At 71.3% G+C, this 11,853-nt stretch carries 10 protein-coding genes, 1 tRNA gene and 1 pseudogene; 6 read left to right on the top strand and 6 right to left on the bottom strand.

The features are described 5' to 3' along the window. From GPJ59_RS26315 to GPJ59_RS26290, 6 genes are all read left to right on the top strand, one after another. A partial coding sequence (locus tag GPJ59_RS26315) for a S1C family serine protease (protein WP_219670183.1) occupies positions 1–1,213 on the top strand: 1,213 nt, incomplete at its 5' end. Between the two features lie 150 nt (positions 1,214–1,363). Continuing rightward, positions 1,364–2,269: a LysR family transcriptional regulator gene (locus tag GPJ59_RS26310; RefSeq protein ID WP_219670182.1), complete on the top strand. Its 906-nt coding sequence runs from the start codon at positions 1,364–1,366 to the stop codon at positions 2,267–2,269. A 146-nt stretch (positions 2,270–2,415) separates the two neighbouring features. Beyond that, positions 2,416–3,015 carry a cysteine dioxygenase family protein gene (locus GPJ59_RS26305; RefSeq protein ID WP_219670181.1) on the top strand — a complete coding sequence of 200 codons (600 nt, stop codon included), beginning with the start codon at positions 2,416–2,418 and terminating at the stop codon, positions 3,013–3,015. After that, positions 3,015–4,064 (top strand): YeiH family protein, encoded by a 1,050-nt coding sequence (locus tag GPJ59_RS26300; RefSeq protein ID WP_219670180.1) that lies wholly within the window; start codon positions 3,015–3,017, stop codon positions 4,062–4,064. Before GPJ59_RS26305 ends, GPJ59_RS26300 begins: the two co-directional genes overlap by 1 nt. Before the next feature lie 327 nt (positions 4,065–4,391). Further along, positions 4,392–5,339, top strand: coding sequence for a trypsin-like serine peptidase (locus GPJ59_RS26295; protein ID WP_219670179.1), 948 nt, complete (start codon positions 4,392–4,394; stop codon positions 5,337–5,339). 55 nt (positions 5,340–5,394) lie between these two features. After that, positions 5,395–5,482: transfer RNA gene (locus GPJ59_RS26290), tRNA-Ser, on the top strand. 132 nt (positions 5,483–5,614) lie between these two features. Here the strand turns inward: GPJ59_RS26290 and GPJ59_RS26285 are convergent. From GPJ59_RS26285 to GPJ59_RS26260, 6 genes and pseudogenes are all read right to left on the bottom strand, one after another. Then, positions 5,615–7,018, bottom strand: coding sequence for a tyrosine-type recombinase/integrase (locus GPJ59_RS26285; protein WP_219670178.1), 1,404 nt, complete (start codon positions 7,016–7,018; stop codon positions 5,615–5,617). A 62-nt stretch (positions 7,019–7,080) separates the two neighbouring features. Further along, positions 7,081–7,272 (bottom strand): helix-turn-helix transcriptional regulator, encoded by a 192-nt coding sequence (locus GPJ59_RS26280; protein ID WP_219670177.1) that lies wholly within the window; start codon positions 7,270–7,272, stop codon positions 7,081–7,083. A 475-nt stretch (positions 7,273–7,747) separates the two neighbouring features. Continuing rightward, a complete protein-coding gene (locus GPJ59_RS26275) occupies positions 7,748–9,223 on the bottom strand; it encodes an ATP-binding protein (RefSeq protein ID WP_219670184.1) in 1,476 nt (491 codons plus the stop codon). A gap of 2 nt (positions 9,224–9,225) precedes the next feature. After that, entirely contained in the window at positions 9,226–10,065 is an 840-nt protein-coding gene (locus GPJ59_RS26270) for a bifunctional DNA primase/polymerase (protein WP_219670176.1), read from the bottom strand. 125 nt (positions 10,066–10,190) lie between these two features. Continuing rightward, on the bottom strand, positions 10,191–10,661 hold the full coding sequence (locus GPJ59_RS26265) for a hypothetical protein (RefSeq protein WP_219670175.1): 471 nt from the start codon (positions 10,659–10,661) through the stop codon (positions 10,191–10,193). 157 nt (positions 10,662–10,818) lie between these two features. Continuing rightward, a pseudogene (locus GPJ59_RS26260) lies at positions 10,819–11,853 on the bottom strand (plasmid transfer protein TraB); the annotation flags it as partial.

Here is an 11,853-nt window from a genome sequence, read left to right as displayed (position 1 = left end):
GCCCCCGCCCGCCGTCCCGGCGTACTCGGGTGGCGGTCACGGCGGCCCCGGCTGGGGCGTGCCGCTGACCACCGACGGCACCCCGCCCCCCAAGAAGTCGGGCAAGGGCGGACTGATCGCCGCCGCGCTGGTGGCCGCCCTCCTCGCCGGCGGCATCGGCGGCGGTGTGGGCTACCAGCTCGCCAGGAACAACGGCACGGCCAACGGCTCCACCACCGTCAGCGCCGGCGACACCCCCCGGGACCTCAAGCGCGAGCCCGGCTCGATCGCGGGCCTGGCCGCCAAGGCGCTGCCGAGCGTGGTCACCATCAAGGCGCAGGCCGGCGACGGCGAGGGCGGCACCGGTACCGGCTTCGTCTACGACCAGCAGGGCCACATCCTCACCAACAACCACGTGGTGGCCTCCGCCGCCAACGGCGGCAAGCTCTCCGCGACGTTCTCCAACGGCAAGGAGTACGAGGCCGAGGTCGTCGGCCGCGCCCAGGGCTACGACGTGGCGGTGCTCAAGCTCAAGAACCCGCCCGCCGGCCTGGCCCCGCTGGCGCTCGCGGACTCCGACAAGGTGGCGGTCGGCGACACGACCATCGCCATCGGCGCCCCCTTCGGCCTGTCGAACACGGTCACGACCGGCATCGTCAGCGCCAAGCACCGCCCGGTCGCCTCGGGTGACGGCTCGGGCGGCAAGAACTCGTACATGAGCGCCCTGCAGACGGACGCCTCGATCAACCCGGGCAACTCCGGCGGCCCGCTGCTGGACGGACGCGGCGCCGTCATCGGCATCAACTCCGCCATCCAGTCCGCGGGCAACGGCGGCTTCGGCGGCGGCCAGGCGGGCTCGATCGGCCTCGGCTTCGCCATCCCGATCAACCAGGCGAAGAACGTCGCCGACCAGCTGATCAAGACCGGCAAGCCGGTCTACCCGGTGCTGCTGGTCTCCGTGGACCTCCAGGCCAAGGTGGACGGCGCCAAGATCTCCGACGGCGGGGCCTCCGCCAACGACCTGGTGGACCCCAACGGCCCGGCCGGCAAGGCTGGCCTGCGGCCCGGCGACGTGATCACCGAGTTCGGCGGCAAGCCGATCGACAGCGGCCCGACGCTGATCAGCGAGATCTGGACGTACAAGCCGGGCGACACCGTGAAGCTGACCTACGTGCGCGGCGGCAAGCCGACCACGGTCGACATCACCCTCGCCTCGCGCGTGGGCGACAAGTAGCGACGACGAGCGGCAGCGAGCGACGGACCGGCAGCGCAGCGGGAAGGGGTCCGTGCCCGGGCAGGTCCGGTGGCTCGGTGGCTCGATGGGGAGGGGCCGTAGGCGCGATTACGCCTACGGCCCCTCCCAACGTCCGCTTATGCTTCCCACGTGTTCGATTCGCGGCATATACGGACGTTCCACGAGGTGGTCGCCTCGGGGTCCTACTCGGCGGCCGCCCGGGTCCTCGGCTACACCCAGCCGGCGATCACCCAGCAGATGAAGGCGCTCGAACGCGCCGTCGGCACCCCGCTGTTCACCCGGGTCGGCCGCAAGATGCAGCTCACCGAGGCCGGTGCCTCCCTGGCCCGGCACGCCGAGACCATTCTCGGCTCCCTCTCCGCAGCCCAGGCGCAGATGAAGGCGTACGCGCGACTGCGCACCGGCCGGGTACGGCTGTGCGGGTTCCCCAGCGCCAACGCCACCCTGGTCCCCGAGGCCCTGAGCGGGCTCGCCAAGGACCACCCCGGGGTGCAGGTCGAGCTGCTGGAGGGCGAGCCGCCGGATTCGCTGCACCGGCTGCGCCAGGGGGAGTGCGACATCACCCTCGCCTTCACCTACCCGGGGCTCCACGAGGAGGTGCCGGACGACGTCACCGAGGTCAGGCTGCTGGAGGACCAGCTGACGGTGCTGCTGCCGACAGGCCATCCGCTCGCCCGGCGGCGGGCCGTACACCTCGCGGACCTGTCCGAGGAGCGGTGGATCGCCGGCTGCCCGCGATGCCGGGCGAACCTGCTCCACGAGTGCGCCGAGCTGGGCTTCGTGCCCGACATCCGGTTCGCCACCGACGACAACCTGGTGGTGCAGAGCCTCGTCACCCAGGGCCTGGGCGTGGCGATGATGCCCGCGCTGGTGCTGCCTTCGCTGTCGCTGACCAAGGTGTGCGGGCGGGCCCTGGAGCCGGCCGCGCGCCGCCACATCTCCGCGTACGTCTACCGCGACCACCTGCGGATCCCGGCGACGGCCGTGGTGCTGGAGGAACTCCAGCAGGCAGCGCACCGGCGCATCGGCTGCTGACCGCTGACCTGCTGACCTGCTGTACTCGGCTGCCGGCCTGCCGCATCGGCTGCTGACGCCGACCACGCCGATACATAAGCCCTGCTTGGGAATTCGGGTGAAAACTGTCGTTGGACGTGATGGGTCCGCCGTCGGACGCTCCGTATATGACCACCACGACTCCGGCCCGCACCGCCGTGCCCCCCGGGACCACCACGGCAACCGATCGGCCCCGCATCACCGCACGGATGTCGGCCCTCGTCGACGAGATACGCGAGGTCGCGGACCGGGGCCTCGCGCCCGACGAGACCGCCGGCCTCGTCGCGGAGCGGCTTGCCCCGCACCTGGGGGCGGCCGATCTGCTCACGCCGGAGCAGCAGGAGGGCGACCCGCACAACTACCGCCAGCACGTGCTGCACGCCGAGAGCGACGGCAGCTTCTCAGTGGTTGCACTGGTGTGGCTGCCGGGCCAGGAGACCTGCATCCACGACCACGTCTCGTGGTGCGTCGCGGGCGTGCACCAGGGCGAGGAGAGCGAACGCCGTTACGCTCTCGCCCCCGCGCCCGCGCCCGAGCGGGCCCGGCTGGTACCCGTCGCCGACGTGGTCAACGGCCTGGGCGATGTCGCCGGGTTCGCTCCGCCCGGAGACATCCACAAGGTGCGCAACTCCTGTCGTACGACGGCGATCTCCATCCATGTCTACGGAGCGGACGTCTCGCGGCTGGGCAGCAGCATCCGCCGGGTCTACACCCTGCCGGTCGACTGATGGCCCTCCTCAACCGACCGCAGAACCAGTCCACCGCGCCGCATGTTTCACGTGAAACACCCACGTCCTGGCCCGGGTTGGGGCTGGCAGCCGGCGGGGTGCTCCTGGCGTGGTGCGTGCACCGGCTGGTACCGGCCGTGCCGATGCTGACCGCCTCGGTGGTGCTGGGCATCGCGGCCGCCCATCTGCCCCGGATCCAGAACCTCGTGCGGGGCGCAGCCCGTCCGGGACTGTCGCTGGCCGGCCGGCGGCTGATGCGGATCGGCATCGTCCTGCTGGGCCTGAGCCTCGGCCTGGACGAGGTGGTGGGGTTGGGCTGGGCCACGGTGGCGATGGTGTTCGCGGTGGTGGCCGCGACCTTCCTCGGAACGCTCTGGCTCGGTCGCCGCCTGGGGCTGCGCGGTGACCAGCCGCTGCTGATCGCCACTGGGTACTCGATCTGCGGCGCCTCGGCCATCGGAGCGGTCAGCGAGGTCTCGGGCAGCGACGAGGAGGACGTGGCGGCGTCGGTCGCCCTGGTCACCCTGTGCGGCACGCTCGCGATCGCCGTACTGCCGCTGCTGCAGGACCCGTTGGGTCTGACCGACCTGGGCTTCGGCCGCTGGGTGGGGGCGAGCGTGCACGACGTGGGCCAGGTCGTGGCCACTGCTCAGACCGCGGGCCCGGCGGCACTGGGGGAGGCGGTCCTGGTCAAGCTCATGAGGGTGGCACTGCTCGCGCCCCTGGTGGCGGCCGTGGCCTTCGCCTTGCGCGCCCGTCGGCGCGGAGTGCGGACGGCCTCGGGCCGGCGGCCCGCGCCGGTGCCGTTGTTCGTGGCCGGCTTCCTGGCCGCGGCCGCGCTGCGGACCACCGGCCTGGTCCCGGACCTGGCCCTGGACTGGGCGCACACGGCCCAGGAACTGCTGCTGGCAGCGGCCCTGTTCGGCCTGGGGAGCGCGGTACACCTGCCGTCCCTGGCGCGGACAGGTGGCCGGGCCGCACTCCTGGGCCTGGGGGCCTGGGTGGTGGTGGCGGGGGCGTCGTACGCGGGCGTGCTCCTGACGGTCTGATCGAGCGCACGACGAGCCCGTCCGGCCGACGAGTCGGGCTGGGCCGAGGGGGGCGGGGACGGCAGAGGGAAGTGGGCGCGGCAGAGAGAGGGAAGCGGGCGCGACAGAGGGAAGTGGGCGCGACAGAGAGTGGGAGGCGGGCACGGCAAAGGAGGGGAGACCCGGCCATTCCCTGGCCGGATCCGGCCGTAACCGACCGAACGTTCTGACGCGCCCATGACAATGCACGCGCTCGCGTGCCACAGTGCAGACCGATCCGCACCGACAGCTCTTCACCCCCACCCTGCCCGGGCCGCACCGGCTCGGGCACGGCAGAAGGAGTCATGCGTGAATCGTCATCGCACGGCTGCGTCCGTCCTGCTGGCGGCAGCCGCCCTGGTCGCGGGCGGCCTCACGGCCGCCACCCCCTCGGCCGCCGCCCCCACCCCCACCTCGTTCCGCCCGCCGCAGACCCAGGGCTTCTGGACCGCCGAGCGGATGCGCAACGCGACCCCGCTCGATGTGACCGCCGCCCCGGGCGCGGCCGGCCGCACAGTCGCCACCACCGGAACGCCGACCACGATCGCACCGACCCCGGCCGTGTCCCCCACGGCGTTCCCGCAGGCCGGCGGCGCGTGGACGGGCGGCGGCGCGGTGGTGAAGACCTCCGGCCGGGTCTTCTTCAGCTTCGGCGGCCGTACGGCCTCCTGCTCGGGCGACTCGATCACCAGCGCCAACGGCAGCACGGTGATCACGGCCGGCCACTGCGTGAAGTACCAGGGCTCCTGGCACACCAACTGGATCTTCGTCCCGGGCTACGACAACGGCAACGCGCCCTACGGCCAGTGGTCGGCGACCAAGACCCTCGCCACCGACCAGTGGGCCGCCAGCGAGGACATGAACTTCGACGTGGGCTTCGCGGTGGTCGCCCCGCTGAACGGCCAGAAACTCGGCCAGGCCGTCGGCGCCCAGGGCATCCAGTTCAACGGCGGCTACAACAAGCGGATGTACGCCTTCGGGTACCCGGCGGCATCCCCGTACGACGGCTCCAAGCTCGTCTACTGCAGCGGCAACAGCGGCAAGGACTTCTTCCTGACCAAGGACCACAGCCTGTCCTGCAACATGACGGGCGGCTCCAGCGGTGGCCCCTGGTTCCAGGACTTCAACGAGTCCACGGGCCTGGGCACCCAGGTCTCGGTGAACAGCTTCGGCTACACCTTCCTGCCGAACCGGATGTTCGGCCCGTACTTCGGCGCCGAGGCGAAGGCCGCGTACGACAAGGCCGTCACCTCCTGACCACCCGACAACGCTCCCCCGCCCACCCCGACGGCCCGGTACTCTGTACCGGCGAGGTGGGTTGCCCGAGCGGCCTAAGGGAACGGTCTTGAAAACCGTCGTGGCGCAAGCCACCGTGGGTTCAAATCCCACACCCACCGCCACAGGTCAGCTAAGTGGCTGGTCAGAGGGGTGCCTCCCGCTTGGGGGCACCCCTTCTGCGTTCACCGTGTCTCACTCTGTCTCAGGTGTGTCCCCCTTGTGATCAGTGCGTGCGGCCAACCTGCGGCCAGGTTTCAGCCCGCGGCGGCGGGACCGGGGTCGGCCAGGGCCTGGTCGATGAGCTGGTTCGACGCGTGCTGCTGGCCTTGCAGAACCTTCGCGTAGAACTTCCAGAGCACGGCCGGGCTGTGGCCTGCCCTACGGGCCACCTCCACGGGATCCACGCCAGCCTTGATCCACAGCGACACGCAGGCATGCCTGAGCGAGTAGGGCACCGCGGCCAGCGGTGTCCCGACGTCCGCCGGCGCGAGCGCCTTCCGCCGCGCCTCGGCCCAGACGCGGGTGTACTCGTTCGAGGCGACCCGACCCCCTTCCACCGCCCGGAACAGCCGACCGTCCGGGGCCGTGCCATGGGCGCTGATGTGCTGACGGAGCATCGCCACCAGGACCGGGGGAATTGGCACCGAACGGCTGCTGCGGCGCGCACGGCGCTTCAGGCCACGGCTGTCGTAAGACCGTCCGTCATCGGTCCACCGTGAGCCAACCTCCGGCTGACTGCGCCGAAGGAGCAGTTCCCCCCAGCCTGCCTCGGGCAGCTTGCAGTGCGACTTGGCCAGGGCCGCGACCTCACCGGGGCGCATGCCGGCGTAGTACATGCAGCCGAAGAAGGCGTGCAGGTGGTCACCTCGGTGGCTCTGCGCTCGGACGGCGTCGAGGAGGCGGCTGGCCAGCTCAGGACCCGGGACGAACTGGAAGTCAACTTCATCGTCCGTCTTGGGCGGGGCCCAGTCGATCGACGTGAGGGGGTTGGTGGTCAGCAACCCGCGCTCCACGGCGTAGCGCAGGCAGTTGCTCAACACGGAGCGCTTGCGCAGCACGGTGTTGTCCGCGGCCTGCCGGCCGTTCAGCAGCCGGGAGAGGGCGGCGAGGGCACGGCGCAGGTTCTCGGAGTCGGCTGTCTCCGAGACCCGGATGGAGTTCTCCGCGACCCAAGCGAGCGCTGCGGCGACCTCGGCCGGCGGCTCCTCCACGGTCAACCGCGGCGCCCACTCGCCCTCAGAGTTCTTGGCCATCTGGAACGCCCATCCGCGGAGCGCGAGCCGAAGGGTCTTTACGTGGGGCGCCCCGTTGGCGCTGGTCACCAGCGCAGCCGTGACGGTGGCCAGCGCTTCGGCGATGCCGACGCGGTGCTTGGCTGCGGCACCCGGCCACTTCATGTAGGCGTACGCCTGTGCGTGGTCGTACCACGTGGGGGAACTGAGCTGCCGAAGCTCCGAGACAGGGAGACCCGTCTCGGTGTCGAACTGCTCGCCGTCACGGACAGCTTTCATGAGCTGGGAGCGCCGGCCGTCGGCGAGCGTCTTGGTCATGAACGGGGCCTGCTGCTCCTCGCCGCCCACGATCCAGCGGAGCTGGTAGGGAGCCTTCTTGCTCTTCCGCTTGCGGATGCCCCAGATGCGTACGTCGTAGGTGTACATCGTCTGCCTTCAAATGGAAGGGCCCCGGCATGAGCCGGGGCCCTGAGCGAGTCCGGTTGGGGTCAGGCGGCCGTCTGCTGCTCGCCGCTGGCGAGCCAGCGGTCAAGGTCGGCACGACGGCAGCGCAGGTGCCCGTTGGGCAGCTTGACGAGCCGGGGGCCGTTGCCGCGGGCGCGCATGCGGTAGAAGGCGGCGCGGCTCATGTCGATCTCTTCGAGGACATCGCGGAGCTTGAGCATCTGGGGGCGGGCCACGGTGCGACTCCTTTGGAATTGTCTGCTGGCTGATGTGTCCGAGGTTCGGATTTCTGCGTCACCGCGTCGTCTGTGTCATTTGGCGGTCTGACCTGCGGTTTTCGGTGACGTGGGGGTGCGGTGGTGTGTCACCGGCGTGCGTCACCCTGTCACCGGGGTGACGTGTGCTGGTGACGTGGGTGACGCGTGATGACGCAGCGCTTCGCTGTCTGCGTCACCGCTGTCGTCGCAGGTCAGGGGCCGTTTGGAGTCCGGTGGTGACACGGGTGACGCAGCGTCTCTTCTCTTGGGAAAGAGAGAGCGGTGGTGTCTGCTGTGGTGCGGGGCGGTGCGTCTTAGAGCAGGAAGAAGGGGCCGCTGCGCGGCACGTCCCCTTGCAGCGGCGGCAAGCCGCCGGAACAGCAAGAGGAGCACGCCCCGCCGCGGGGCCGGGTGCTCCTCTTGCTTGTGTGGGGACCGCTCGTGGCGGTGCTGCTCAGAACGCCGCTTCCTGCTGGCCGGGCGGCGCGGCGGCGGGGCGGGTCATCTCGATGAAACGGGCGGTCTTGGTGCGCCCCCAGTCAACGAGGACACCGCGTGCGGCAAGGGTCGGCTGGAGGCGCTTGAGACGGTCGGAGAGGACCTTGCCGGTGGTGGGCCACCCCTTCGGCAGCGCGCGGAAGTCGTCCCCGGTGTAGAGCTGGGTCAGGGCGTGCAGCCACTCGGTCGACGTCATCCGCACTTCCGCACCCGCATCCAGGCTGGCGGCGTGCTTAAGGACCGTCTGGGCCAGCAGGTCACCTTCGATGACGTCGTCATTGAGGTCGTCCAGGCTGGCCCGGTACGCGGCCAGCGCCCCGAGCCCGGTGGCAGCGTCGAGCTGGGCGCACAGGTGGGCGAAGTCAGCCATCCGCAGGTCAGTGGGGATGTCGGCTTCGGTGGCGCGCACCTTGACGGTGAGGTCCAGCAGCGAGCCGAGGATGACGGGCAGGACCTGCGCGTACTCCGCCCACAGCTCCGCTTCCGTGCGCCGTACCCGGGGCCGTTCCAGCCGCAGGGGAAGGAGGCGTTCGGCGAGGTCGGGGCGGATGACGCCCACGTCGATGCCGGTCAGCAGCAGCGGCCGGCGGTAGCGGGAGCGGACGACGTCGCCGTCGGTGAACAGCGCGCGTTTGATGCTCTCGGCGCCGGTGACGATGCAGCACATCAGGTCGGACAGGTCCGGGGGGAGGTGGGAGAGGTTGTCCAGGGCGGTGACCCAGCCCGCGGCCACGGCCGTGATCAGGTTCTCCTCGTCCTTCGGCGCCCGGCGCAGGTCACCGGTCATGCCCTCGATGATCCGCACCAGCATCCGCCCGCCGGTCGACTTCCCGGCTCCCTGGGGGCCGGTGAGGAACGGCGCGGGGACGGGCACGGACGGCTCCAGGCAGCCGATCAGCCACGCGACGGCGAGGCATTCGCTCTCGGCGTTGGCGAAGTTGCACAGCCGCAGCAGCAGATCGATGCCTTTGCCGTCGGTGTCTTTCTCGGGGAGGGGGAGTTCGCCGGTGAGCTGGGTGCGTCGCCAGCAGACCTCTCGCGGGTTGGGGGTGAGGATGTCCCAGCCGGTGGGGTGGATGCGGACGGACTTGCCGTCGTCGCGGCCCAGGTCGAGCCAGGTCGCGCCGTCGAATCCCGGGGCGATGCGGATGTGGGTGGCCTGTACGTCCTGGCTGAGTGCGAGCGCTTCGATCAAGTCCAACGCCTCCTTCATCGCGGTGCCGTTGAACACCCCGAGGCCGTCGTTGAACAGGCCGACCATGAGTTCCTGCCGGTGGCTGCCGGTCGTTCCCTGGGAGCGGATCGGGCGGGCGACGGGGTGGCCGTTCTTCTGGGCGTAGACGGTGCCGTCGGTGGTGCGGAAGTACCGGAAGTGGGCTTGCGCGTACTCCGTGATGACCTCACGGGCGGGAGTCTTCTCCTCGTCGGACACGGTCACATCCCCAACGTCGTGAGGGCGTTGGCCCATGCGGTCTCGCAGTGCCGCAGCGACTCACCCTTGGTCTGCGCGGCAGTGAACAGCCGGCCGATGTGCGCATCGGTGAGACAGCCGCACCTGCCGTGAGCGGACAGCACGGCGAGGAACATCCGGTACACGGTCTTGTGGATGCCGTCGGGTGCCTCGGTGATGCGCTGCTCCGCCATGGCGATGCCGCGTTCGAGGTAGGCGGGCGAGCGGTGGCGGCACTCCCCACCCCCGACCGGCGCGAGTACGGCGGCGGCGCGCGATACCGGCCGGATGGTGGCAGGCTCCTTCACGGCGAGCGCGCGCACGAGGTCGGGCAGGGGCTGCATCGTGCCGGTACCGGGGCCACGCCAGCGGGCATAGGCCATCGTGGACTTCAGGTCGACACCCTCACGGACGCCGTTGACCGACTGCATGGTGCCCCGGTAGATCCAGTGCTCGCCCCTGGTGGTCGCCACGATTTTGGTCGCGGGGAGGTTCTGGCGGGCCCACGCGACCGCGTCGGCGTTGTCGAGGTCGACCACGGTGAGGCCGGCGCCGCCGGGGTGGTAGGCAACAGCGTGGGCCTGCCTCCAGGCTCCCGCCCACGGGGTGGAGGTGAGAACGGTCGCGTCGGTGGTGGCGGCGGCCCACCCGTGGCAGGGGTACGGGCAGACGCAGGGGCCGGGGGTCTTCATGTTCGGTCGGTCACCGCACCGGTGGTCGTGGCAGGCGGTGCAGTTGGCGACGGGGCGCTTGTCGCGGCTGAGGGGCAGTACCGGCACGCCGGCGGCGGCGAGGGTGAGCGCGGTGTCCAGGTGTGTGGTCATGAGACGGTCCGCCGCTCTCGCGGAACGTCGGTGGGATGGGTCATGCTGGATGCCTCCAGATCTGTGGTTGGAGCTGGATGAGGGCGGCCCCGGACTTTGGCGAGACGGGGCCGCCCTTTGGCTTTTCAGCGGTGGGTGATGGTGCCGCTTGCTCGGCCGAACCAGCCGGTGGCGGTGACGTGCTGGGTGATGTGGGTGACGCCGGCGCGGCGGCCGGGGCGTCGGGCGAGGAGTGCGGCGCCGGCGCCGGTGGCGATGAGGGCGATGGCGGCCCAGAGGGTTTCGGTGAGGGCGATCAGGCCGGGGGCGGCGTAGGTGATGCCGTATCCGGCAGCAGCGATACCCCCGCCGACGGTCGGCGCGAGGAGCGCGGTGGTCTTCGCCCACGCCGGCACGGCCGGGGCGGGTAGCGGCGCGGGGGCGGTTGGTTGGGTGTAGGCGAGGACGCGGGCGCCGCTGGGCAGGGTGACGAGTTCGACGCCCGGCGGTAACGGGGCGGGCAGTATCGGCGGGTGCGTTGTGGCGGGCGGGTGGAGGAGTCGGCCCTCGTACGGGACCGGCGTCGTGGTCGGCGGGTGCGTGGGTTCGAGGGCCATCGGTGGTCTCCCTGGGGAAGGGGACGGGGCCCGCACCGGGTGGGTGTGGGCCCCGTCAGGGCTGGTGTCAGGGGGTGTCAGGAGGTGGTGTCAGGGGTGTCTGACAGCGGGTTTGCCTAGGGGTTTGGGTGTCAGGCCGGTCTGACGGTGTCAGGTGTCAGGCAGCCGTCAGGGCGGGGACGATCCGCCACCTGCCGGTGGTGTTCGTCGCCTCCAGCCGGCCCGCGAGGGCGGCTTCCTTGAGCCGTTCGGAGACCCACGGGCGGGAGAGCCGGTTGCGGTCGCACCAGTCCATGAAGTCCTTCGGGCCCACGATCATCTGCCCGGCCGCTTCGAAGTCGGCCAGCGCGGTAGCGAACAGTCGCCGGGCCTCCTCCGGCGACGGCTTGCGCCCCGACCCCTGCCCGAAGATCGGAGCGTCATCGCCGTCTTCCGGGCCTGCGAGTTCGCCCTCGGGGTCGATGTGGGCGTCCTCCGGGTCCACCAGCGGCCCGCCGTGCTCCATGTCGGGATCCTCCTCGGTCACGGCCCGGAGCGCGGGCGACTGCTGGGCGGTGGTGGGTGCCGGTCGGCCGGTGTAGAGGTGTCCGGCGACGGAGGTGAGGGCGCCGGCGGTGACGGGGTCGGCGGGGGCGCCGTTGTGCTGGGCCCAGGTGGCGAGCTGCTCCATGACCGGCACCGCCCGACGGGTGAAGCGCCGGGTACGGGCCGGGGAGGCGTAGCGGTCCTCGGGGATGCCGGGGGAGACGACGTAGCAGTAGCCGGGGCGCCGGTTGCCCCACGCGCCCGGGTGGGCGCCGGCGGCCAGGACCTCGTCGGGCAGGCAGAACCCTTCGTCGCGCGGGTCGCAGCCGAGGGCGATGACGGAGGGGAGGGAGGCGCGGGTGCTGGTGGACATCTGGTCGTAGGAAGGCCGCTGCAGCGACACGATCAACGCCATACCGGCAGAGCGGGCCTCCTGCGCGATCCCGGTGAATGCGTCGTCGCCCAGGACGCGCAGGGTGTTGGCGGCCTCCTCGAACCACGCAACCATGAACGGCATCCCCGGGCAGCCACACGCGTGCCCGTCCGGCCGGCAGGTGTGCTCCTGGCTGGTCTGCTGCTGGGCAGCGGCGGGGACCCATTGGCGGTAGCCGTGCGCGCCGAGCCAGCGCGTGCGGGCGGGGATGGCGGCCTGGACGGCCTCCACCAT

The sequence above is a fragment of the Streptomyces bambusae genome (assembly GCF_019400985.1).
Lineage (GTDB): Bacteria > Actinomycetota > Actinomycetes > Streptomycetales > Streptomycetaceae > Streptomyces > Streptomyces bambusae_A.
Note: the sequence above shows the minus strand (reverse complement) of the source record. Positions and strands in the feature narration are given on the sequence as shown.

Excerpts from the sequence above, each read along its gene's own strand:
- GPJ59_RS26270 (WP_219670176.1), bottom strand. The coding sequence starts at position 10,065 with ATGACCACACACCTGGACACCGCGCTCACCCTCGCCGCCGCCGGCGTG.
- GPJ59_RS26285 (WP_219670178.1), bottom strand. The coding sequence starts at position 7,018 with ATGTACACCTACGACGTACGCATCTGGGGCATCCGCAAGCGGAAGAGC.
- GPJ59_RS26265 (WP_219670175.1), bottom strand. The coding sequence starts at position 10,661 with ATGGCCCTCGAACCCACGCACCCGCCGACCACGACGCCGGTCCCGTAC.
- GPJ59_RS26305 (WP_219670181.1), top strand. The coding sequence starts at position 2,416 with ATGACCACCACGACTCCGGCCCGCACCGCCGTGCCCCCCGGGACCACC.
- GPJ59_RS26300 (WP_219670180.1), top strand. The coding sequence starts at position 3,015 with ATGGCCCTCCTCAACCGACCGCAGAACCAGTCCACCGCGCCGCATGTT.